Below are 23,789 nucleotides of genomic sequence, written 5' to 3'. Positions count from 1 at the left end.
AGCGCCTCAATTGTTTAAGAGCGGGCTCATCCGGGAGCAGTGATGTCGTCCTTCCATGGTCAAATTATTAACAGGTTCTAATGCATTGGCAAACACCAACAGTTAATTTTTTATTTACCATCGGTTAAATTTATGATTTCAGCCGGAATATTTTTTTACCTGCTCAGCGCGTTTTGTGATCAACCTAAAATCTGGTAATCACGCGCCTGGCTCATGATGACGCGCGCCACGACCTGCAATGAGGCCGCCTCATCCAGCGTTAAGTACCAGGTCTCATAGCGCTTGTTGTCGGAGATGACCGCGACCTTTCTGTGCTGCAGCTGCAGACGTTTGAGATAAAGTTGATCATCCAGCGTAAACAGGTAAATCCCGTCTCCGTCAAAGCGATGCACGCTGATGTCCACGAACAGCTGATCACGTGGCGCAAAGGTGCCGGCCATCGAATCATTGTTTAGCGCGATGAGGCGGATGCTCTCTGCCGGACGGCCGCTGAACAGCACGCGTGCCTCATCCAGCCCATACTCGATAGCCTGAATGGTTTCGACCAGTTCATCACGCGCAGCAATGCCCTGAGCACTTCGCTGCCCAATATCCAGACTCTCGACGCGGAACCGATGTTGCGGGTCAATAAGTGCATGCTGGCTCACCGTGGCATCGGGTTGCTCCATGCCAAACTGCAGCCACTCTACGCGCACGTCCAGCAACTGGCTGAGCGCCAGTAGATTACTGTCATCCGGAATCGATTGAGCGTTAAACCATTTCCAGACCCCCGGTGTTGAGATCCTGTATCCCCTTTTCTGCAGCGCCTGTGCAACCTGTTTGTTTCGTCCATGTCCGACAATTCCCGCGCTATCACACGCGGCAATCAGCCTGGCAGTAAAAGCTTGTCTGTTACTCTCTTTTTTAACCATCAGTTAATAATCTGCCATCAGTTAAAGACTGAATGTTATTTTCTTTTTTGCTACCAGTTCATTTTATATTACCGTCAGTTTACTACCCAACAGCTTTTATCAATGAAGCTGGATGATCATTATCCTCTTCGACGGGGTGGAAACCAGCAATGAATGCCCTACAGCTTGTTCTGACAGGGGTTTTCAGGATTGTTCTGTGACGCTGATACCAGCACCTAAAACAAAAAATGCGCGAAAAAGCGCGTCGGCGCCATAGATGACAGAAATAAATCAAAAAGCTCTGGAAATAATTGGATCGGAAGCAAAAAAAATGGGCACCCTTACGGTGCCCATTGTGTTGCAGAAGTGAAAATTAGCCGCGCAGCGTATCGTCGCCCCAGCCAATCCACTTGTAGGTCGTCAGCGCTTCCAGACCCATCGGGCCACGCGCATGCAGCTTCTGCGTACTGACCGCGACTTCCGCACCCAGACCGAACTGCCCGCCATCGGTGAAACGCGTACTGGCATTGACATAAACGGCGGAGGAATCGACCTGATTCACAAAGCGGTTGGCGTTGCCAATGCTGCGCGTCAGGATGCCATCCGAATGCTGCGTACCGTGTTCGCGAATGTGTGCAACCGCATCGTCGAGATCCGCCACCAGCTTGACGTTAAGGTCGTTGGATAACCACTCATCGTCATACTGTTCGGTTTTCACCGCCACCACGCTGGCCGGGCCGTTTTGCAGCAGCGGCAGGACATTTTCATCGCCGTGCAGCGGGATGTTTTCCTGCGCCATGCGCTGCACAAATGCAGGAATAAAGCGTTCAGCCTGATCGCGGTGAATCAGCAAGGTTTCCAGTGAATTGCAGGCGCTTGGACGCTGTTTTTTCGCATTAACAATCACCTCCAGCGCGGGTTCGATTTCCATGGTTTCATCAAGATAGAGATGACACACACCGATACCTCCGGTGATCACCGGAATCGTCGAGTTTTCACGACATAGCTTGTGCAACCCTGCACCGCCGCGTGGAATCAACATATCGACGTAGCGATCAAGTTTCAGCAGTTGGTTAACCAACTCGCGATCCGGGTTTTCAATCGCCTGCACCGCACCTTTTGGCAGGCCATGCTCGCTCAGCGCGTTTTGGATTACGCGAACGGTAGCCGCGTTAGTGCGATAGGTCTCTTTACCGCCGCGCAAAATCGCCGCATTGCCGGTTTTCAGACACAGAGAAGCCACATCCACGGTGACGTTAGGACGCGCTTCATAAATCACCCCAATCACGCCCAATGGCACGCGGCGACGTTCAATACGTAAACCGCTGTCCAGCACGCCGCCATCGATCAACTGTCCGACCGGATCGGCCAAACGGCACACCTGACGCACATCGTCAGCGATACCTTTCAGACGCTGTGGATTGAGCGTCAGGCGATCCAGCAATGCCGCGCTCATGCCATTCTGCCGCGCATCGGCCAAATCCAGCTCGTTAGCCGCCAGGATGTCGGCACTTTCCGCTTCCAGGCGATCGGCAATCGTAAGCAGCACCTGATTTTTTTGTTCAGTGGAGAGTTCTGCCAGCTTGTACGACGCTGCACGCGCCGCTTTTCCCATTTCTTCTAACATCATCTGCTCCTTAACTGACGATCATGTCGTCACGATGCACCGCAACCGGGCCATATTCGTAACCGAGGATGTCGCTGATTTCCTGGCTGTGATGACCGGCAATCATGCGCATGGCGTCGCTGTTGTAGCGCGTCACGCCGTGGGCGATATCGCGGCCTTGCAGGTTACGAATGCGGATCACTTCGCCACGAGAGAAGTTGCCCTGCACTTCACGCACGCCTTTCGGCAGCAGTGAGCTGCCGCGCTCTAATACCGCAGCCAGTGCACCGTCATCAATGACAATTTCGCCAGCCGGCGGTGCGCCGAAGATCCAGCGCTTGCGGTTCTCCAGCGGTGATTGCTGTGCGTGGAAACGGGTGCCCACCGGTTTGCCATACAGCACGTCGCTGATCACATCCGGGCGGCTGCCCGCCGCAATGATCACGTCGATACCGGCGCGGCAGGCCACATCGGCCGCCTGCAGTTTGGTCGCCATGCCACCCGTGCCGAGGCCGGAAACACTGCCTCCGGCCAGCGTGCGCAACGCATCATCAATCTGGTGCACATCGCTGATCAGTTCCGCTTCCGGATTGGTGCGAGGATCGGCGGTGAACAGGCCCTGTTGATCGGTCAGCAGCAGCAGTTTATCCGCGCCGCCGAGCATCGCCGCCAGCGCAGACAGGTTGTCGTTATCGCCCACTTTGATTTCAGCGGTAGCAACAGCATCGTTCTCGTTAATCACCGGCACGATGTGGTTATCGAGCAGCGCACGCAGCATGTCACGTGCGTAGAGGAAGCGTTCACGATCTTCCATATCCGCACGCGTCAGCAGCATCTGACCGATATGAATCCCGTAAATTGAGAACAGCTGCTCCCACAGCTGAATCAAACGGCTCTGCCCCACCGCAGCCAGCAGCTGCTTTGAGGCGATGGTAGGTGGCAGTTCGGGGTAACCCAGGTGTTCGCGTCCGGCGGCAATCGCGCCTGATGTGACGATAACGATACGATGACCCGCCGCGTGCAGTTGTGCACACTGACGAACCAACTCCACCATGTGCGCACGATTCAGCCGACGCGAACCGCCGGTGAGGACGCTGGTACCCAATTTGACCACAAGGGTCTGACTGCCACTCATGTTTTTCCTGCCATATAAGAAAAAAATTCTGCGAAGGGACGTTTTATCAGGAGTGAGCGAGGAAGCCAATAACAGCAAGGGGAAAAGCACAAAAATCCCCTGACAATGCAGTAGACCAAAAGTTCGCGATTAACAAGAAATCAGAAAAACTGTCATAAAACTTTCATCACCAGTCGGTAAAAAGTCCCCTGTTTTCCAAACCCTTTCAAGGGTACAACAAATTTTACTCATTGGGATTGATAGCAAATGAAGAAGAGCACACTGGCATTAGTCGTATCAGCGCTGGCACTGGCTTCCACCGCACACGCCGCAGAAGTTTATAATAAAGACGGTAACAAACTGGACTTCTACGGCCGCGTTAAAGCTGAGCATTATTTTAGTGATGCCGCTTCAAACGATGGTGACAAATCTTACGTTCGTATCGGCTTCAAGGGTCAGACCCAGATCAACGATCTGATGACCGGCTACGGCCAGTGGGAATACCAGTACAACGTTAACAACTCTGAAGGTTCTGACGCTAACTCAGGTAACAAAACCCGTCTGGGCTTTGCGGGTCTGAAATTCGGTCAGTACGGTTCATTCGACTACGGTCGTAACTACGGCGTGCTGTACGACGTTGAGGCATGGACTGACGTATTCCCAGAATTCGGTGGTGACGGTACTGCGCGTACTGATAACTTCATGACTGCGCGTGCGACGGGTGTTGCGACTTATCGTAACAGCAACTTCTTCGGTCTGGTTGATGGCCTGCGCTTCGCGCTGCAATACCAGGGTAAAAACGACTCTACCAGCGCTAACGCACGTGGTAGCGCCACTGATACCTCTCGCCAGAACGGCGACGGTTACGGTGCGTCACTGGGCTACACCATCGGCAGCACCGGCATCAGCCTGATGTCTGCTATCACCTCTTCTGACCGTACTAATCAGCAGCAAGCGCGTGCTTACGGTTCTGGTGACAAAGCGGATTCATGGGGCGCGGGCATCAAGTATGACGCTAACAGCGTTTACCTGGCCGCAATCTACACCGAAACCCGCAACATGACCCCAATCAGCGGCACCAACTCAGTGACCGGTGCTTCCGTGTCAGGTGCAGCGAACAAAGCGCAGAACATTGAATTGGTTGCACAGTACCAGTTCGACTTCGGCCTGCGTCCGTCTATCGGCTATGTGCAGACCAAAGGTAAAGACATCGAAGGTATCGGCGATGCGGACCTGGTTAAATACATCGACGTTGGCGCGACTTACTACTTCAACAAGAACATGTCTACCTTCGTTGATTACAAAATCAACCAGCTGAACGACGACAACCGTCTGTCACTGAACAACGACGACATCGTTGCTGTTGGTCTGACTTACCAGTTCTAAGTCGTCTGATTTACCCTCAATGTGTCTATAAAAAAAGAGCCGGCTCATCACCGGCTCTTTCTTCTTTTTGTCTGTTTAGCGGGCTTAAAAGCCGAGTCCGACGATGGCGTGATTAAGCGCTGAGCTTCACCGGCTCTTCTTTAAAACCCGATGCAGGTTTAAGATCCAATTTAAGATCCTTCAACACCGCTTTTAGACGCTCATGGAAATTACGCAGCGTACTCTCCACTTTCTCGTTGTTCTCTTTGCCTTTAATGGTTGCCACACCCCAATCACCCTCTTTATCAAACAAACCAAAGTGGTATTCATAGGTGAAATGGTCTTCGTGCGCTTCCAGCGTCATCCACCAGCCCCAGAACTCGCGGAGTTCGGGTGCGGGTTTGACGTTGACACACGCTGCCAGGCAATCGAAGAAGAAACGCTGCTCTTCACATTTTCCTTCACGGATGTACGGCCCCAATTCGGTGAAGCGCTTCAGCAGGCGACTACGGGGATGACCACTCGGTAACGTCATGCTAATTCTCCCTCAAATAACCGTAAAATTGTTTCTCGTTACGCGAATCACGCGCGCAACGCAAAATATCCCGGATATAAGTAGTAGCAGAGCGTCGAATTTTTGCCAGTCATACACCCAATTGTTTTGTTAACCAGTCACAGATTTGATTTAACGCTTTCTCAAAACTGGAGAACACCGGCGTGGCGGGTATTGCCAATACTTTGCCCTGTGCGGAAGAGTTGGCAATCAATTGAGCCTCCTCTTCTGGGCTGAACAAATCGCCCGGCCAGTATGCCGCCAGCATCGGCGTCGGCGTGCGACGCCCCAACAGCCCCTGCACCTTCAGTGAATAGCGATTGAGCTCAATGCGCAGGTTGCTGTCAGACGCGGACGGCATCCCCAGGCGACTGGCCAGCATATCCATGTACATGTCCGGCAGTTGTTGCTGGCGTTGCTCATCGACAAACACGTTATGCACCATCGCGCCCAGTGTCGCGACCGCACGCAGGCATGGCACTTCCAGATAAGCCAGTCGGGTGGCGACATTGGCGCCAAAGCGATAGCCAAACAGCGCAACGCGCGTGTGATCAATCCACGGCACATTGCTCAGCTCACGCAGCACCTGCTGGTGAAGCTGGCTGGTGTCCTGGTTCAGCTTCCATTTGCTGCTGAAGCCCACAGAGGGCATATCCAGCGTCAACATGGCGATGCCACGCGGAGCCAGATAATCGTGGAACAGGCGATAATGATCGCTCTGCAGCGAATCCAGGCCACCGCACAGCAGCACCGTTGGGTATGGGGCTTTGGCCTCAGCAGGCATATGCAGGAAACCGGTGACCGGGCTGCCACCGCTGATCTGGAAGGTCAGCGCTTTCAGCTCACCAGGCAGACGCTGCGTGGCCTCTTCGTATGCCCGGTTTGCCAGCACCTGTGCCTGATCGGCCAGATCATCGCCTTTGATATAGGGATAGGCGGCAATACTGTAGAGATTAGATGCGCGCATCCACTGATGCCCGGCTTCCTCGTGATCTTCATTCTCCATCGCGCGCTGTTGCCATAAGGCGGCCTGCTTCGACCACTCATAGTTCCAGTTCCCGCCGCGATAACCAATCACCGTGTCGAGTTGGGTGTCATCAGTGTGCTCATACTCACTGATAGCGATGCGCGCCAGCACTTCGCTGATCTCCTGCGGAGACAGGCCGCGCCACGTCCACAGCAGCTTGTTGAGCATGCGATACCAGCAAGGTTGGGTATCCCCTTCGAGGGTGTTGTGCACCTGAACCGGATGATGGTGCTGACGATGCACCAGAGAGGAGGTTTCCGGGTGTTTAAAGCGGGGCTTAAAAAGCTCTTCGCTGAGGTTTTTATCCGACATCTTAGACGTTCTCCCGCGATAGTCGCATAGATGCCTAAGAGTGTACTGCACCCACATGTTGGGTGCGAGGCGTAGAATGCACAACGCCCGGCATAACCGGGCGTTGTTTGCGTTGCATCAATCAGCTTTTGACGATTGGCGGGATGTAAACCACGCCCATGTCCCACGGCTGTTCGATCCAGGTGTTCTGCGGAATATCGACAATGTAGTCGTCCACCAGCGAACGACCAGCTGGCTTAGCGAAGATGGTGCAGAAACGCGCTTTTGGATACATATCGCGGATCGCTTGCGCGGTGCCACCGGTATCCACCAGGTCATCAATCACGATGAAACCTTCACCGTCGCCTTCCGCACGCTTCAGCACTTTCATTTCGCGCTGATGATCGTGGTCATAGCTTGAGATGCAGACGGTATCGACATAGCGAATACCCAATTCACGCGCCAGCAGCGATGCCGGAACCAGACCACCGCGGCTTACCGCAATGATACCTTTCCACTGTTCCACAGGAAGCAGGCGCTGGGCCAGTTTGCGGGCATGGATCTGCAACATGTCCCAGGTGACGACGTATTTTTCGCTCATAAAAGAAATCCCGACCAACAATGTTGGTTTAAAAATAGGCAAGGGGGAAAAGGTTGCGCGAGATTATAAGGATCTGACGCGTTAAAAACCAGCATCTGTCGCATTGGATGCAGGATTTTAGCGCGCCTGAGTACGCACCCGGTGAAAAACAGTGATATTCTCAGCCACATCACGTCAGATGTGCTGACGGCGATCTTTCACTGGAACCCGGCGTGCGAGCGGTATGTCCGCCGCGCTGACACAGGAGATGCATTGTGTCTGAATTGTCGCAACTTTCCCCCCAACCGCTGTGGGATATTTTCGCTAAAATCTGCTCCATTCCACACCCTTCTTACCATGAAGAAGCGCTGGCCGAACACGTGGTCAACTGGGCCAAAGAGCAAGGCTTTTGGGTTGAGCGCGATCAGGTCGGCAATATCCTGATTCGTAAACCGGCCACTGCGGGCATGGAAAAACGTACCCCTGTCGCGCTGCAGGCGCACCTCGATATGGTGCCGCAGAAGAACAACGATACGGTGCACGACTTCACTAAAGACCCGATTCAACCTTATGTTGATGGCGAGTGGGTTAAAGCGCGTGGCACCACGCTGGGTGCCGACAACGGTATTGGCATGGCTTCTGCGCTGGCGGTGCTGGCTGATAACAGCCTGACCCACGGCCCACTGGAAGTGCTGCTGACCATGACCGAAGAATCGGGCATGGATGGCGCGTTTGGTCTTCAGCCAAACTGGCTACAAGCCGATATCCTGATCAACACCGACTCTGAAGAAGAGGGTGAGATCTACATGGGTTGCGCGGGGGGTATTGATTTCATCACCACCCTGCCATTAAACCGTGAAGCCGTACCTGCGGGCTTTGAAACCCTGAAGCTAACGCTGAAAGGCCTGAAAGGCGGCCACTCCGGTGCCGATATTCATCATGGTCTGGGCAACGCCAACAAGCTGCTGGCGCGTTTCTTTGCGGTCTACGCGCAGGAACTGGATGTGCGTCTGATTGAGTTCACTGGCGGCACGCTGCGTAATGCGATTCCGCGCGAAGCTTTTGCCACGCTGGCAATCGACAGCCATAAAGTGGATGCACTCAAATCGGCTGCGGCTCATTTCCAGGCCACGCTGCTGAACGAGCTGGGCATTAAAGAGAAGAACATTGCGTTAACCACCGAGCCGCTGGCACATCAGGGCCAGGCGCTGACCACCGACAGCCGCGATCGCTTCATCAACCTGCTGAACAGCACCCCGAACGGTGTGATTCGCAACTCTGACGTGGCCAAAGGCGTGGTGGAAACCTCGCTGAACGTCGGCGTGGTGACCATGGATCAGGACAATGCCGAAATCATCTGCCTGATTCGTTCACTGATCGACACCGGCAAAGATTGGGTGGTGGAAACCCTGACTTCACTGGGCCAGTTGGCTGGCGCGAAAACCGCACCAAAAGGCGGTTATCCTGGCTGGCAGCCTGATGCTGATTCACCGGTGATGGCGCTGACGCGTAAAACCTATGAAGCCCTGTTTGGCAAAACGCCAAACATTCAGGTGATTCACGCGGGTCTGGAGTGTGGTCTGTTCAAGAAGCCGTATCCGAACATGGATATGGTGTCGATTGGGCCAACCATTACCGGTCCACACTCACCGGATGAGCAGGTGCACATTGAGAGCGTCGGTCTGTACTGGAAACTGCTGACTGCGCTGCTGAACGTGGTGCCAGAGAAGGCGTAAGTCTTTGCGATGCTGTAAGGAACCAGGCTAAGGCCTGGTTTTTTTATGCCTGCAATCCTGAGGTTAAGGATTCTCTTGCTAATAAGGTCGCAATATTTGCCGGAACCCATTTTGAGACCGACAGTAACATGCAGCATATTTCACTATAAATCCTGCTTATTACCCCAGCATTCTACCACTCCACACTCCCTCTCTAGTTTTAGACGCCGTTACGCCCAGATGTCTGGATGGCTAATAAGATTTCGTGCTAGCTTATGCGCTTTCGTTTGTTGCCCAGCGTTATGGGTTCAGAAAAAATGCCACCCACTCTCTTAATGAAAGGCCTGCCCCATGAGTGCGATTAACCGCCTGGAGATGCGTAATATCTCCATCGCTTTTGGCGGTTTTGCCGCACTGACCCAGGTCGATTTTCTGACCGAGGGCGGATCGGTGCATGCGTTGACCGGAGCCAATGGCGCGGGAAAATCCACCCTGATGGCAGTGCTATCCGGCGCGCACAGTGATTACAGCGGCGAGATTCTGCTGGACGATGCGCCGGTCTCCATTCGTTCACCGCGCGATGCCAAAAAACTCGGTATTCATTTGGTGCAGCAGGAGGTGGATGTGGCGCTGGTGCCGCAGCTCAGCGTGGCAGAAAACATTCTGCTCGATCAGCTGGCAGAACCCGGCCATGTCTATAGCTGGCGCGAGATCCGCCGTCAGGCGCGTGCCCTGCTCAATCAGCTGGAAGTGAACATCGATGTTAATCGTCTGGTGGAACGCTGCTCGCTGGCGGAGAAACAACAAATCCTGCTGGCGCGCGCCCTCTCCCATCACTGCCGTTTTCTCATTCTGGATGAACCGACCGCGCCGCTGGATCAGCATGAAAGCGAGCGTCTGTTTACCGTGGTGCGTCGTTTACAAAGCAACGGCATTGGCGTGGTGTTTATCTCCCACCGCATTCACGAACTCAAAGCGATTTGCGATCGCTTAACCGTGCTGCGCGATGGCCGCTTGATTGAAAGCAGCCCGATGGCGGCACTGAGTGGCGAGCAGATTGTTGAGAAAATGCTGGGGCACCAGTTGACCGATGTCTATCCACCTCGCCGTGAACAGAGTGAGCAACCGCTGCTGCTCTCGGTGGAAGGTCTGCACGATGATCAACTGCTGGCGGACATTTCACTGCATCTGCGCAAAGGCGAAATTCTCGGCATCGCCGGCCTGGCGGGCGCGGGGAAAACCGAGCTGTGTAAGGCGCTGTTTGGCGCAAGCAAAAGCCGCGTCGAAAAAGGCGAGCTGCACGGCAAACCGTGGCGGCCGCGTTCACCGCACGATTCGGTGGAAAACCGTATGGCGCTGGTGCCGGAAGAGCGTCGTAAAGAGGGTATTTTCATTGATGAACCGGTGAGCATGAACCTGAGCGTCAGCGCGGACAACAGTTTTTCCCGCTGGAGCCTGTTCGGTCATCGTCAGGCCTGGCGCTGGGCCGAAGAGGTGATTCAGCGCCTCAACGTGCGTACCACCGGCCCGGCGCAGATTCTGCGTCGTCTGTCGGGCGGGAATCAGCAAAAAGTGGCGATTGGAAAATGGCTGCGCAACAACGCCGATGTGCTGATTCTTGATGAGCCAACTAAAGGTGTCGATATCAAAGCCAAAACCGATCTGTTCAGCCTGATTGACGGCCTGGCACGTGAAGGCAAAGGCATCATCTACGCTTCGGGCGAGTTTTCCGAACTGGTCGGCTTATGTGACCGTATTTGTGTGCTCTGGGATGGGCGCATTGTGGCAGAGATGGAAGGTCGTCAGGCCACAGAAGAGATGCTATTGCTTTATTCCACCGGAGGAACCCCTGCGTGAGCAGCAAAGAACTATCCCTGAACCCGCAGGTTTCTCTGCGTCATAAACTATTCGATTTTCTCTATAAATGGGGCATGTTGCTGACCGTGGTGATTCTGATCACTGGGTTTGGTCTGGCATCGGACAGCTTCCTCGAGCCCACCAACATCATCAACATCCTGCGTTCGATTGCTATCGTCACGGTAATTGCGATTGGTGTGTCGATTTCGCTGACCATCGGCGGCTTCGATTTGTCGGTAGGCTCAACCGCCTCACTGGCCAATGCGCTGGTGATTTCGCTGTTTGTCTGGCACGGCTTTGGCACCACCGAAGCCATTATCATCACGCTGCTGCTGTGCACTCTGGTGGGGCTGCTAAACAGCTTCCTGATCGTGATTCTGCGCATTCCCGACATGCTGGCTACACTGGCCACCCTGTTTGTCATTCAGGGCGTGGCGATGACTTACAGCTTCGGCGGTTCGATTACCGAGAATATGGTGATGCCAAGCGGCGATATGGCGGAGGGCACTATCCCCGCAGCGTTCGGTCTGTTGGGTCAGGTGCCGACCATTGTGATCATCATGCTGGTAGTGACGATTGTGGCACAACTGGCACTGTCATTGACCAAGCATGGCCGTCGCATGTACGCGCTGGGTGGCAATCCAGAAGCCGCACGCCTTTCCGGTATTCGCACCACGCGCTACCGCGTTTTGGCCTATGTACTCGCATCGCTGCTGGCCGGATTAGGCGGCATTCTGCTGGCATCGCGTATTGGCTCCTCGCAGGTGAACGCCGGCAGTGGATATTTGATGGATGCCGTTGCCGCGGCATGGATCGGCTTCTCGCTGGCCGGTTCCGGCAAACCTAACGCGCTCGGTACGCTGGTGGGCGCGGTGATTCTGGGTGTGTTGCAGAACGGGCTGGTGATGTTGTCCGTGCCTTATTACGCCATGGACATTATCAAAGGCCTGGTGCTGGCTCTGGCCCTGGCGATTACCTACATTCAGCGCCGCTAAGGCGCGTTTACTGAGAAAGAGATTCTAATGAAAAAAATTACCCTTTCGCTGCTGGCCTTAAGCCTGCTGAACGCCAGCGCTGCCTTTGCCGATACCGTTACCCCGGTTCCCGCAGCGATTGCGAATCACGAAGGTCCGGTGCGCATCGCCATCATCCGTAACCTGGGGTCTGACGATAACACCACGCAGTTTATTGCCGGTGCCATTCAGCAAGGTCGTCAACTGGGCTTTAAAGTCAGTACTTTCCTGAGTAACGGCGATGATGCGCGTTTCCAGGACTTTGTTAATCAGGCGATCAGCCAGAAATACGATGGCATCATTCTCTCTCACGGCAAAGAACCCTACTCCACCGCTCTGGTGCAACACATTGTCGATGCAGGTATCAAACTGTCCGTCTTTGATACCCCGGTAAATACGCCGGTCAATGGCGTGACCGTCACTGCGCAGGATGATGCCTCGCTGGCGCAGGCGTCACTGGGTCAGTTGATCAGTGATTTCCATGGTAAAGCCAACATCATCAAACTGTGGGTCGCAGGCTTCCCGCCGCAGGAACGCCGCCAGGTGGTGTATGAGAAACTGCTGAAAGAGAATCCAGGCATTCATCAGCTGGAATCCATTGGCGCAGTTTCTACCGATGTACAGGGCGACACCGCCAACAAAGTGGGTGCGATCCTGGCAAAATATCCTAAAGGTAAAATAGATGCGATTTGGGCGTCGTGGGATGCGTTCAGTCAGGGTGCTTATAAAGCGCTACAAGAGAATGGTCGTACTGAAATCAAAATCTACAGTATTGACGTGTCCAACCAGGACTTGCAGTTGATGCATGAGAAGAACAGCCCATGGGTGCAGACGGTCGCGGTCGATCCAAAAACCATCGGTGCGGTCAATATGCGCTTAGTGGCCAATAAAATCGCGGGTGAAGCCACTCCGGCAAGCTACGAGTTTAAAGCGTCTTCCATTTCGCAGCAGTTGCTGAATAGCCAGCAAGGGGCGATTAACGTAGCAACCCTGAACAAGATTATTCCAGGCTGGGGTGTGAACAACGATTTTGTTGCGCCGTGGTTTGCCACGCTGCAAGCGAAGTACGCTAAGAAGTAATTCAGTGGCCGAATAGGGCATCCTGGCGGCGCTTCAAGCCGCCAGGATGATAGCCAAGGCCATACTCAAGGTTTTACCAACCCAACACTAGCTGCCGCTCCAATTGCGGATCCACCAGCGTCACATGCAATCCCACCAACCGCACGCCGCGCCCGGCACGCCTTTCATCCCATGCCTGCCGCGCCACTGCGATCATGTCATCCTTGTTCAACACCGGCCAGACATGCTCCTGCGTGGTCTGCTGGAAATCATTAAATTTGAGCTTCACGCCCTGACGCGCGATTTGCTTGTCGGGACGGATATTTGTCAGGCGTCGATCCAGCTCAGCATAGAGGTAATCAATGATTGCCAGACACTGCTCCCAGTTGTGGATGTCCTCCATCAATGTGCGTTCGACACCGAGCGATTTGCGTTCGCGCTCCACCACCACATCGCGTTCATCAATGCCGTTGCTGCGCTCCCAGAGCACGCGGCCGAATTTACCAAATCTCTTCAGCAGCAAGGCGAGATCGGCTCTTTGCACATCGGCGCAGGTGCGCAGTCCCATCTCTTCCAGTTTTTTGGTCGCCACTTTTCCTACGCCAGGAATTTTGCTCAACGGTAGCGTCAGTAAAAAATCCGGCATCACTTGCGGTGTAATGACGTATTGCCCGTTGGGCTTATTTAAATCGGAGGCGATCTTGGCGAGGAATTTGATCGGCGCAATGCCAGCCGAGGCGGTTAAACCGGTTTCGCGCAGGATATCGGCACGTATCGCCTGCGCCATTAGCGTCGCTGATCCCTGACAATGCTCGCTATCGGTGACATCAAGATACGCTTCATCCAGTGATAAGGGCTCAATCAATGGGGTGTAGCGTGCGAAAATATCGCGTATCTGGCGTGACGCCTCTTTATAGGCATCGAAGCGTCCAGGCAGTAATTTCAGATGCGGGCAGAGCTTGAGCGCCATTGCCGTCGGCATCGCGCTGCGCACGCCATATTTGCGCGCGGGATAGTTGGCGGTGCTGATGACACCACGCTGCACCCGGCTGCCGCCAATGGCGATAGGTATATCCGTTAATGAAGGATCGTCGCGCATTTCAACGGCCGCGAAAAAGCAGTCCATATCGACATGAATGATTTTGCGCATACGCCCTCCGAATACTGGATAAGTATACAGCAGCAAAAAACTTCGGCAATATTTGTTGAGCGATGAATTAAAGTTTACAAAATTCTGGTCGTAATCCCTTTAGGATTGCACCATTTTCACGGAGACTGTCTTGATTAAACCTCAGACAATGTTAATGTTGCGCTGCGGTAGCGGATATTTCCGATAATGCAATACCAAGACGCTCAGCGTCATCGTCTCTCTTCACTTCAAGGTACACACAGAATGGGCAGAATCGCATTGTGGCTTGCGATGATTCTTATGCCAGTCCTTAGCTGGGCCATTTCGCCAGAGCCAACGCAACTGTCGGCACCGGTGAGCAAAGAGTTAAAGAAACAATTACTTGGCACTCCTGTTTTTATTCAGATCTTCAAGGAAGAGCGTACGCTGGAACTGTACGGCAAAATCGGTAATGAATATCGTCTGCTGGACAGCTATCGCATTTGTAATTTCTCTGGCGGATTAGGGCCTAAGCGTCGTCAGGGCGATTTTAAAAGTCCGGAGGGGTTTTATAACGTTAAGCTGAACCAGTTAAAACCGGACAGCCGTTTCTACCGCGCGATTAATACCGGCTTCCCGAATCAATACGATCGTGATAAAGGCTATGACGGTAACTATTTGATGATTCACGGTGATTGCGTCTCAATTGGCTGCTACGCCATGACAAACGCATCAATGGACGAGATCTTTACCTACGTCAACGCTGCGCTGCGCAACGGTCAGCAGGATGTACAGATCAATATCTATCCGTTCCATATGACCGATAGCAACATGCAGCGTCATCGCTACTCAACGTACATCAACTTCTGGCGTGAACTGCAGCCGGGTTATGCGTACTTTGAGAAGTACCACATACCGCCAACGGTTAATGTGACGACGACGGGTCAATATGCGGTGAACAGCACGCCGGTGATTTCTACACCGGATGCTGCCTCGAAGTCATTCCTGGCGCTCACCCAGGCAAAATAATGCCCACTCGCCTGGCACTATTCGGTGCCAGGTTTCATTTCCTGTCAGCGGCTGTGTCGCAATCACCGTCACAACGTCCTTCGGTGTTGTTTGCTGCATAAAATCAATTTCTACATCCTGATCGAGCAACTTGGCTTTGCCAAAAGGCGCACGACGAGTGATCCAATACAGATTGGTCGAGCAGAACGCCATCAGATAACGACCGTCCGACAGCAGCATGTTAAACACGCCCTTCTCGCGCATCTCAGCCGCCAGCTCAGCAATGTAGCGAAATACCGCCGGCCAGTTGCCCGGAGTGCGCGGATAACGCTCAGACAGCTTATGCAGGATCCAGCAAAACGCTTTCTCACTGTCCGTTTCGCCAACGGGGCGGAAAGTCCCGGTTTCCAACTGTTTGTAGCCTTTCAGCTGCCCGTTGTGCGCGTAGGTCCAGTTACGTCCCCACAGCTCACGGGTAAACGGATGGGTGTTTTCCAGCGACACTTCACCACGATTCGCCTGGCGGATATGAGCGACCACGGAATGTGATTTGATCGGGTATTCCTGCACCAAACGGGCGATCGGTGAGTTAAAGCTGGGCTGAGGATCTTTGAATGTGCGGCACCCTTTTCCTTCATAGAAAGTGATGCCCCAGCCATCTTTATGTGGCCCGGTTCCGCCGCCACGCTGCACCAGACCGGTAAAACTGAAACAGATGTCCGTGGGGACATTGGCGCTCATCCCGAGCAATTCGCACATAGCAACCGCCTTAAGTCAGCACTCCCACGTGAGCAGGAGTGACGCGTCATTACTTAACCATCTCTTTTTCGATCAGCAGCATCAGGATATGAATCACTTTAATGTGAATCTCCTGAATGCGGTCAGCGTAGCCAAAATGCGGTACGCGAATTTCGATGTCCGCTGTGCCTGCCATTTTGCCGCCATCTTTACCGGTCAGGGTAATCACTTTCATCCCTTTGGCGCGTGCCGCTTCGACCGCTTTGATAATGTTCGCCGAGTTACCTGAAGTGGACAGGCCCAGCAGTACATCGCCTTCACGGCCTACGGCTTCGATATAGCGCGAGAACACATGGTCATAGCCAAAATCGTTGCTGACGCAGGAAAGGTGGCTCACATCAGAGATGGCAATCGCCGGGTAGCCAGGACGATTTTCACGGTAGCGCCCCGTCAGTTCTTCAGCAAAGTGCATCGCATCACAGTGAGAACCACCGTTGCCACAGGAGAGCACTTTGCCCCCTGCTTTGAAGCTGTCTGCCAGCATGACTGCCGCGCGCTGAATCGCGTGAATGTTCGCTTCGTCACTCAGGAATTTATTAAGCGTATCGGCTGCTTCATTAAGTTCTGAGCGAATAATGTCCTGATACATAGGGATGTCCTTTAAAGGAAAGATTTACTCTGCAAGTTTAACGGAATGGGACAAAGCCGCAAAGCGCCTGCATCGGGGAAAAAGGCCCGGGCTTTGCCATTCCTGCTCTGTTGGTGTCCAGAGAGTGCGATTTTGTGAGTTCTGTTGTAATTGCGATGTAAACAGATTGCTAAAAAGCGACCACTGCTCTAAACCTTACCTTATAACAGGTCAGACCTCTTACAACTTACGGAGCGGTTCATTATGTTGCTTGCCTCGATTGTCGCGACGCTGATTGTCATTAGCGCCCTCTTTTACCATCAAGTTTCGCTGCGGCTCAGCAGCGTAATCCTGTTGCTATGGACCGCCGGGCTGGCTGCTGCAGGCCTGTGGACGCCGTGGCTGCTGCTGCCACTGGCGATTATCCTGCTGCCCTTCAATCTGCCGGCCATGCGTCGCAGCATGTTCTCCAAACCTGCGCTGCACAGCTTCCAGAAAGTGATGCCGCCGATGTCGCGTACGGAAAAGGAAGCGATTGATGCCGGTACGACCTGGTGGGAAGGCGATCTGTTTCGTGGCAAGCCAGACTGGCAGAAACTGCACAACTATCCGCAGCCACGTCTGACGGAAGAGGAACAAGCCTTCCTCGAGGGGCCGGTCGAAGAAGCCTGTCGTATGGCGAATGATTTCCAGATCACTCACGAACTGGCCGATCTTCCGCCGGAACTGTGGGCGTATCTCAAGCAGCATCGCTTCTTCGCCATGATCATTAAGAAAGAGTATGGCGGCCTAGAATTCTCCGCCTATGCTCAGGCGCGCGTCTTGCAAAAACTGGCGGGCGTTTCCGGTATCCTGGCGATCACCGTGGGTGTACCTAACTCACTCGGCCCAGGCGAACTGTTGCAGCATTACGGCACCGATGAGCAGAAAGATCACTATTTACCACGTCTGGCACGCGGCGATGAAATTCCGTGCTTCGCGCTGACCAGCCCGGAAGCGGGTTCGGATGCGGGTGCCATTCCGGATACTGGCGTGGTGTGCATGGGCGAATGGCAAGGCCAGCAAGTGCTGGGCATGCGCCTGACATGGAATAAGCGTTACATTACGCTGGCACCGATTGCTACCGTGCTTGGCCTGGCCTTTAAACTCTCCGATCCCGATCATCTGCTGGGTGAGACTGAAGAGCTGGGCATTACCTGCGCCCTGATCCCGACGCAAACGCCGGGCGTAGAGATTGGCCATCGCCACTTCCCGCTTAACGTGCCGTTCCAGAACGGTCCAACACGCGGTAAAGATATTTTCGTGCCGATCGATTTCATCATTGGTGGCCCGTCGATGGCCGGTCAGGGCTGGCGTATGCTGGTTGAATGTCTGTCAGTCGGTCGCGGCATCACCTTGCCTTCCAACTCGACCGGTAGTCTGAAAAGCATTGCGCTGGCAACCGGTGCTTATGCGCATATCCGTCGTCAGTTCAAAGTCTCTATCGGTAAAATGGAAGGCATCGAGGAACCGCTGGCACGCATTGCCGGTAACGCCTACGTGATGGATGCGGCGGCTACGCTTATCACTAGCGGCATTATGCTGGGTGAAAAACCGGCGGTGCTGTCGGCGATTGTGAAATATCACTGCACCCACCGCGGCCAGCGCGCCATTATCGATGCGATGGATATCGCTGGCGGTAAAGGCATTATGCTGGGCGACAACAACTTCCTGGCGCGAGCTTATCAGGGCGCACCGATTGCGATTACCGTGGAGGGCGCCAATATCCTGACGCGCAGCATGATCATCTTTGGCCAGGGCGCGATTCGCTGCCATCCATGGGTGCTGGAAGAGATGAACGCTGCGGCGAAAAACGATCTGGTGGCCTTTGACCGTGCCTTGTTCAGCCATATTGGCCATGTCGGTAGCAACAAAGTGCGCAGTCTGTGGCTCGGTTTAACCGGAGGCCGCACCAGCGCGTCGCCAACCCGCGACGTGACCCGCCGCTACTATCAGCAGCTCAACCGCCTGAGCGCCAACCTGGCACTGCTGTCAGATGTGTCGATGGCAGTGTTAGGCGGCAGCCTGAAACGTCGTGAACGTATCTCAGCACGTCTGGGGGATGTGCTGAGCCAGATGTATCTCGCCTCTGCCACCCTGAAACGCTTTGACGACGAAGGCCGCAATGAAGCCGATCTGCCGCTGGTGCACTGGGGCGTGCAGGATGCGCTGCATCAGGCTGAAGTGGCGATGGATGACCTGCTGCGTAACTTCCCTAATCGCCTGGTGGCAGGCGCGCTGCGCATGGTGATTTTCGCCGGTGGCAAACACTGCCCGGCACCGTCTGACAAACTGGACCACAAGCTGGCGAAGCTGTTGCAACTGCCGTCAGCCACTCGTACGCGGCTGGGCCGTGGCATGTACCTGACGCCAAGCGAACACAATCCAGCAGGCCAACTGGAGCAGGCGCTGCAGGATGTGATGGCAGCGGAAGTGATTCATGAACGTCTTTGCCAGCAGCAGAAAAAACATCTGTCGTTTACCCGTCTGGATGCGCTGGCACAGCGTGCGTTGAAAGAGGGCTGGATTGATGAGAGCGAAGCCAAAGTACTGACGCGCGCTGAAGCCAGCCGTCTCAAAGCCATCAACGTCGATGAGTTTGTGCCGGAGGCACTGGCCTCACCGAAGCCGCAGGATAAAGGCGCCACACGCGCCAGTGAAGCGGCATAAAACGAAAAAGCCTCCTGACGGAGGCTTTTTTAATGGGGCCTGGCATAACTTATCCCGCATACATACAGCGGTTTCGCTGCCAAAGCGGGTAGTGAATGGCGCACTTATAAGATTGAAGCCTGACTTACCCCGCCTGACGAATACGCGCAATTAACGCATCGACATCCGCAATATGATCTGCCGCGAGAATCAACGTACGGCCCAGCGTGATGCAGCTACGAATACATTCGGTACGCATGGTATCATCAGCAATCTGTTTAAAATCGGCAACGTGTGACATGCCCACGGTGCGACGAATCAGTTCCGTGCCGCAATAACCAATGGTGTCGCTCCATACTTTGCGCAGGAAGGCTTCCGCATAGCCCGGATACGCCAGCGCCACATCAGAAGTGTTGGCGTGTGCCAGTTCGAGGAAGCGGCTGGAGAACTGCGTCCAGACTTCATGCGCATCGCTCAGACGACGCTCACGCCCTTCTGCCGCTTCACGCGGGGCCAGCAGGCCCGGCAGGCAGCAGTAGTTAATCAGCAGATTGCCAATCGCGCTGCCGACATCAAAGCCTATCGGACCGAAATAGCCAAACTCCGCATCGATCACCTTCAGGCTACCATCGGCCACGAAGATGGAGCCGCTGTGCACATCGCCGTGCAATAGCGCTTCGGCATCGGCAAAGAAGCGGTGCTTCAGCCCGGCCACCGCGATTTTCAGCGCATCGTCAGTGCGCAGGCTGACCACCAGCGGCTCCAGTGCCGCCGGGTATTTATTACGCTCATGATCGATAAAGGGATCGTTGAAGAACAGGTCTTCGGTGATTTCGCACATTTCCGGGTTGATGAAACGCGCGACTTCGGCCTTTTTCTTGTGAGGATGCAGGAAAAAATCAGAAGTATGGAACAACGTCTGCGCCAGATATTCGCCCAGCTGACGACCCGCTTCAGGGTAGTAAGCACCTTGCACCAGCTCGCCGCGCCAGATGCGATGGCTGGAGAGATCTTCCATCACCATCACCGCCAGTTCGGCATCGTAATGGGTGACGTTAACCGTGTGCTCTGGGCAATGTTTATAGTGCTCAACCAGCGTCTGCGCTTCGAGGCGCGCGCGATCCAACGTTAACGGCCAGGACTCACCCACGCAACGCACATAAGGCAGTGCCTGTTTCACCACCACACGGCTCTGTCCCTGGTTATCGAAAATCTTGAACACCAGGTTGAGATTACCATCGCCGATCTCTTCTGCGCTGACCAGCGCTGACGGATCGTCCACACCGCCAAATTTTTTAGCATATTCCACCGCATCAGCAGCGGTGAAGGTACGGTATTGCGACATTGCCTGTTCCTCGACATTCGATAGTAATAAGCCGTTTGGACGTCTATACATCCGTCACGCATGTTGGCACAATAGCCGCTATTAACGCAACAGGGATTTCACACCATGCAAACACTTCGTACCACCAGTCTTGAGGTCCGCGATAATCAACTGTGGATCCTCGACCAGCAAGCGCTGCCACAACAACAAAACTGGCTGCCTGCGCACACTGTGACGCAGTTGGTTGATCATATCCATGCGCTCCGCGTGCGCGGCGCTCCGCTGATTGGCCTTTCAGCCAGCTTGCTGCTGGCGCTGTTGGGCGAGCAAGGTGTCACCCGCGCGGCATTGGCGGAAGCGCTGGAGGTGTTGCGTGCGTCACGCCCGACTGCCGTCAACCTGATGAACAATCTGGATCGTATGAAGATTGCGCTGGCGGAGAGCGATCACGTCAACGCCCTAAGCGCCGAAGCGCTGCGCCTGGTGGCAGAAGATAAGCAGCTGTGTGACAACATTGCCCGCGCCGGCAGCGCTCTGGTCAAGCCCGGCAGCCAGCTCCTGACGCACTGTAATACCGGCGGTCTCGCCACCGCAGGCGTGGGTACCGCACTGGGCGTGATTGCGCATGCCCATCAGCAAGGTTTGGTGAAAAGCGTCTGGGTGGACGAGACGCGACCACTGCTGCAGGGCGGTCGTTTAACCGCGTGGGAGCTGGGCGAGCTGCACATTCCCTACCAGCTGATCACCGATTCGATGGCTGCAAGTTTAATGGCGCGCGGCGTGGTCGATGCGATTTGGGTCGGCGCGGATCGCATTGCCGCCAACGGCGATGTGGCGAACAAAATCGGCACCTACAGCCTGGCGGTACTGGCGCACTATCACGGCATTCCGTTCTATGTGGCGGCGCCGCACACCACGCTGGATCGTCAATGCCCGAACGGCGATGCTATCCCGATTGAGCAGCGTGCCGCCAGTGAAGTCACCGGCGTATCCGGCAGTTTTGGTAGTGTGCAGTGGGCACCGGATAATGCGGTGGTCTACAACCCGGCGTTTGATGTCACGCCAGCTGCACTGATTAGCGGCTGGGTGTTGGATACTGGCGTCGTGACGCCAGATCAGGTTAAGGAAGGGATTTTTCAGCCTTAAGGGTGCACCAGATGGCGTATCCTGTGTTGACGTTGCGCCAGATATGTAAAAGTCGCCATAAATGGCGACCTTACGATGCCGAGCCCTATGGTGTCAGATGCACTCTGAAGAGTGACCTTTCAAAGGCTGATTCCATTTATGCATATGCAGGTTTAAGCACACAGCGCGTTATGCCAGACGAGGATAAGCATCCGCAATCTTGTCGCCGGTAAAGTTGGCGATCCAGCCTTCCTGATTATCGAAAATACGAATCGCGGTAAAGTGCGGCTCAGAACCCATATCAAACCAGTGTGCCGTGCCTTCAGGTACTGAAATCAGATCATTCTTCTCGCACAAAATCTGGTAAACCTCATTGCCAATATGCAGGCAAAACAGGCCAGACCCTTCGACGAAGAAACGCACTTCATCTTCGCTGTGCGTGTGTTCATTCAGGAACTTCTCGCGCAACGCCTGCTTGTTAGGATTGTCTGCACGCATGCTCAGCACATCCCAGCTCTGATAACCTTTCTCTGCCACCAGACGATCGATCGCGTGCTGATACGCTTTGATCACCGTTTCAGCGTCAGGGTCGTTACCCAGATCGCGATCCGCTTCCCAACGCTCAAAGCGAACGTTTTTGGCGTTCAGGCGCTCGCGAATCGCCTCGGCATCGGTACTGTGCCACAGTGGCTGGCTGGACTCGGTATCGCTAAAAATTGTCAGTGCACTCATGTTAAATCGACTCCGGATTAATCTGCGAAAAATCGTTTACCTGATGATGGCGACTGGCGTTATCGGCCTCGCCACGAATTAACTGCAATGTGTGCCAGCCTGCTTGTGCCGCGGCATCCAGTTCCTGATGGATATCTGACAGGAACAGCAACGAAGAGGGTGCCAGGCCAATGTGTTCGGCGATGTTGTGATACGACTGGGTTTCACGCTTGGCGCCAACCGCTGTATCAAAATAGCCGCTAAACAGCGAGGTTAAATCACCTTCATCGCTGTAGCCAAATAACAGTTTCTGCGCAGGCACCGATCCCGAGGAATAAACATACAGGGCAATCCCTTGTTGCTGCCAGCGTTCAAAGGCGGGCAGCACATCGGGATAAAGGTGGCCGGTGAACTGACCTTCAACATAACCCGCACGCCAGATCATCCCTTGCAGCGCTTTCAACCCCGGCGATTTGCGATCTTCATCAATAAAACCGATCAGCGTGGCGATGAGGTCATCCAGCGATGCTTGTGGCGCCGCTGACTCTTCACGCACTGCGTTTAGCGCCGCAACCACCTTCTCATCCGTTTGGTTATCCCGCACGAAGGCTGCCAGATGCTGACGTGCATAAGGAAACAGGACATTGTGCACAAACTGAATATCACTGGTGGTGCCTTCAATATCAGTAACAATCGCGCGAATCATTGGGTCTCCAGCAGTCGACGTTGCAGTTCACATTCAAACAGGAATTCCAGCCCTTCCAGGTGGCGGCGCGCTTCGTTGACGTCCTTGCCCCAGCAGGTCAAGCCATGGCCACGTAACAGGAAGCCGTACCGCAACGGCGTGTCCGCCGCAAAAGCTTCAATGCGCTGCGCCAGTGCCTCAATATCCTGGTCGTTATCAAACAGCGGAATCGCAACGGTATTGAGATGCGTGTCCTGACCCGTGAGGGTTTTCTGCATCTCGTAGCCGCTCAGCAGCAACGCACTGCCCTTCTCTACACGCGACAGTACGGTAGAATTCACCGTATGGGTATGCAGTACAGCCCCGGCCTGTGGGAACAAGCGATAAATCAGGGTATGCAGCACGGTTTCCGCCGACGGTTTACGTCCCGAAGGGACACTGTTTGTCGCGATCTCCACCTGAATAAAGTCATCACGCGTCAGACTGCCTTTATCTTTACCTGATGCGCTTAGCAGGCAATATTCGGCATCCTGGCGCACCGACATGTTTCCGCCCGTCGCGGGTGCCCAGCCTTTTGCGCCAATCCAGTGGCAGGCGGCCACTAAATGTTCCAGTGGGAGAAAATCCGTCATAGTGAAGGTGAGGCTCCGCAGTTGTTTTAGACGTCTAAGCGTCTCGATTGCCAAATATTAGCATCCTGTGTA

Annotated in this window: 21 protein-coding genes; 8 read left to right on the top strand and 13 right to left on the bottom strand. The window is 54.4% G+C overall.

The genetic code is table 11. The annotated features are described in order from the left end of the window. Nucleotides 1-179: 179 nt before the first annotated feature. From JK231_RS03400 to proB, 3 genes are all read right to left on the bottom strand, one after another. A complete protein-coding gene (locus tag JK231_RS03400) occupies nt 180-911 on the bottom strand; it encodes a helix-turn-helix transcriptional regulator (RefSeq protein ID WP_211728005.1) in 732 nt (243 codons plus the stop codon). Nucleotides 912-1,263: 352 nt separating this feature from the next. Beyond that, a complete protein-coding gene (gene proA, locus JK231_RS03395; protein ID WP_211728195.1) occupies nt 1,264-2,517 on the bottom strand; it encodes a glutamate-5-semialdehyde dehydrogenase in 1,254 nt (417 codons plus the stop codon). A 10-nt stretch (nt 2,518-2,527) separates the two neighbouring features. After that, complete coding sequence (gene proB / locus JK231_RS03390) at nt 2,528-3,631, bottom strand: glutamate 5-kinase (protein WP_034825331.1); 1,104 nt, start codon at nt 3,629-3,631, stop codon at nt 2,528-2,530. A gap of 246 nt (nt 3,632-3,877) precedes the next feature. Between proB and ompC the strand changes: the two genes are divergently transcribed. Next, nucleotides 3,878-4,996, top strand: a complete 1,119-nt coding sequence (gene ompC / locus JK231_RS03385; protein WP_097117547.1) for a porin OmpC — start codon at nt 3,878-3,880, stop codon at nt 4,994-4,996. 112 nt (nt 4,997-5,108) lie between these two features. Here the strand turns inward: ompC and crl are convergent, their stop codons facing one another. The 3 genes from crl to gpt all read right to left on the bottom strand — a co-directional run bounded on the left by crl (nt 5,109) and on the right by gpt (nt 7,447). Next, complete coding sequence (gene crl, locus JK231_RS03380; protein ID WP_097117548.1) at nt 5,109-5,510, bottom strand: sigma factor-binding protein Crl; 402 nt, start codon at nt 5,508-5,510, stop codon at nt 5,109-5,111. Nucleotides 5,511-5,619: 109 nt separating this feature from the next. Next, the gene (gene frsA, locus JK231_RS03375; protein WP_211728004.1) at nt 5,620-6,867 is read right to left on the bottom strand and encodes an esterase FrsA; all 1,248 of its coding nucleotides are present in this window, start codon (nt 6,865-6,867) and stop codon (nt 5,620-5,622) included. Nucleotides 6,868-6,988: 121 nt separating this feature from the next. Next, on the bottom strand, nt 6,989-7,447 hold the full coding sequence (gene gpt, locus JK231_RS03370; RefSeq protein WP_034825338.1) for a xanthine phosphoribosyltransferase: 459 nt from the start codon (nt 7,445-7,447) through the stop codon (nt 6,989-6,991). 254 nt (nt 7,448-7,701) lie between these two features. Here gpt and pepD point away from each other — a divergent pair, with 254 nt between their 5' ends. The 4 genes from pepD to JK231_RS03350 all read left to right on the top strand — a co-directional run bounded on the left by pepD (nt 7,702) and on the right by JK231_RS03350 (nt 13,091). Continuing rightward, entirely contained in the window at nt 7,702-9,162 is a 1,461-nt protein-coding gene (gene pepD / locus JK231_RS03365; protein WP_166933648.1) for a beta-Ala-His dipeptidase, read from the top strand. 330 nt (nt 9,163-9,492) lie between these two features. Next, complete coding sequence (locus tag JK231_RS03360) at nt 9,493-10,998, top strand: sugar ABC transporter ATP-binding protein (protein WP_211728003.1); 1,506 nt, start codon at nt 9,493-9,495, stop codon at nt 10,996-10,998. After that, nucleotides 10,995-11,993 (top strand): ABC transporter permease, encoded by a 999-nt coding sequence (locus JK231_RS03355; RefSeq protein WP_160834030.1) that lies wholly within the window; start codon nt 10,995-10,997, stop codon nt 11,991-11,993. Before JK231_RS03360 ends, JK231_RS03355 begins: the two co-directional genes overlap by 4 nt. A gap of 27 nt (nt 11,994-12,020) precedes the next feature. Next, nucleotides 12,021-13,091 (top strand): sugar ABC transporter substrate-binding protein, encoded by a 1,071-nt coding sequence (locus JK231_RS03350; protein WP_211728002.1) that lies wholly within the window; start codon nt 12,021-12,023, stop codon nt 13,089-13,091. A gap of 73 nt (nt 13,092-13,164) precedes the next feature. Here the strand turns inward: JK231_RS03350 and dinB are convergent, their stop codons facing one another. Then, on the bottom strand, nt 13,165-14,220 hold the full coding sequence (dinB, locus tag JK231_RS03345) for a DNA polymerase IV (protein WP_038648775.1): 1,056 nt from the start codon (nt 14,218-14,220) through the stop codon (nt 13,165-13,167). A 243-nt stretch (nt 14,221-14,463) separates the two neighbouring features. Between dinB and dpaA the strand changes: the two genes are divergently transcribed. Beyond that, a complete protein-coding gene (dpaA, locus tag JK231_RS03340; protein WP_058961547.1) occupies nt 14,464-15,207 on the top strand; it encodes a peptidoglycan meso-diaminopimelic acid protein amidase in 744 nt (247 codons plus the stop codon). Here the strand turns inward: dpaA and JK231_RS03335 are convergent. Then, nucleotides 15,178-15,945 carry a class II glutamine amidotransferase gene (locus tag JK231_RS03335; RefSeq protein WP_058961548.1) on the bottom strand — a complete coding sequence of 256 codons (768 nt, stop codon included), beginning with the start codon at nt 15,943-15,945 and terminating at the stop codon, nt 15,178-15,180. The two genes, dpaA and JK231_RS03335, sit on opposite strands and share 30 nt — an antisense overlap. Before the next feature lie 49 nt (nt 15,946-15,994). Beyond that, the gene (gene lpcA, locus JK231_RS03330) at nt 15,995-16,573 is read right to left on the bottom strand and encodes a D-sedoheptulose 7-phosphate isomerase (protein ID WP_211728001.1); all 579 of its coding nucleotides are present in this window, start codon (nt 16,571-16,573) and stop codon (nt 15,995-15,997) included. A gap of 243 nt (nt 16,574-16,816) precedes the next feature. Between lpcA and fadE the strand changes: the two genes are divergently transcribed. Beyond that, nucleotides 16,817-19,261 (top strand): acyl-CoA dehydrogenase FadE, encoded by a 2,445-nt coding sequence (fadE, locus tag JK231_RS03325; protein ID WP_097117554.1) that lies wholly within the window; start codon nt 16,817-16,819, stop codon nt 19,259-19,261. A 124-nt stretch (nt 19,262-19,385) separates the two neighbouring features. On the opposite strand, the gene mtnK is transcribed toward fadE, so the two are convergent. Next, nucleotides 19,386-20,585, bottom strand: coding sequence for an S-methyl-5-thioribose kinase (mtnK, locus tag JK231_RS03320; RefSeq protein ID WP_097117555.1), 1,200 nt, complete (start codon nt 20,583-20,585; stop codon nt 19,386-19,388). Between the two features lie 105 nt (nt 20,586-20,690). Between mtnK and mtnA the strand changes: the two genes are divergently transcribed. Next, a complete protein-coding gene (mtnA, locus tag JK231_RS03315; RefSeq protein WP_160834031.1) occupies nt 20,691-21,710 on the top strand; it encodes an S-methyl-5-thioribose-1-phosphate isomerase in 1,020 nt (339 codons plus the stop codon). 168 nt (nt 21,711-21,878) lie between these two features. Here mtnA and JK231_RS03310 read toward each other — a convergent pair whose 3' ends face one another. From JK231_RS03310 to JK231_RS03300, 3 genes are read right to left on the bottom strand one after another with little or no spacing between them, the layout of a single operon-like run. Continuing rightward, nucleotides 21,879-22,421, bottom strand: coding sequence for an acireductone dioxygenase (locus tag JK231_RS03310; RefSeq protein ID WP_097117557.1), 543 nt, complete (start codon nt 22,419-22,421; stop codon nt 21,879-21,881). Between the two features lies 1 nt (nt 22,422). Beyond that, nucleotides 22,423-23,106 (bottom strand): acireductone synthase, encoded by a 684-nt coding sequence (mtnC, locus tag JK231_RS03305; protein ID WP_034825368.1) that lies wholly within the window; start codon nt 23,104-23,106, stop codon nt 22,423-22,425. After that, nucleotides 23,103-23,717 carry a methylthioribulose 1-phosphate dehydratase gene (locus tag JK231_RS03300; RefSeq protein ID WP_211728000.1) on the bottom strand — a complete coding sequence of 205 codons (615 nt, stop codon included), beginning with the start codon at nt 23,715-23,717 and terminating at the stop codon, nt 23,103-23,105. The genes mtnC and JK231_RS03300 overlap by 4 nt, the downstream gene beginning before the upstream one ends. Between the last annotated feature and the right edge of the window lie 72 nt (nt 23,718-23,789).

Source organism: Pantoea sp. JGM49, assembly GCF_018257655.1.
GTDB classification, from domain to species: Bacteria; Pseudomonadota; Gammaproteobacteria; order Enterobacterales; family Enterobacteriaceae; genus Pantoea; species Pantoea communis.
This window is presented reverse-complemented; position numbering and strand designations above follow the sequence as displayed.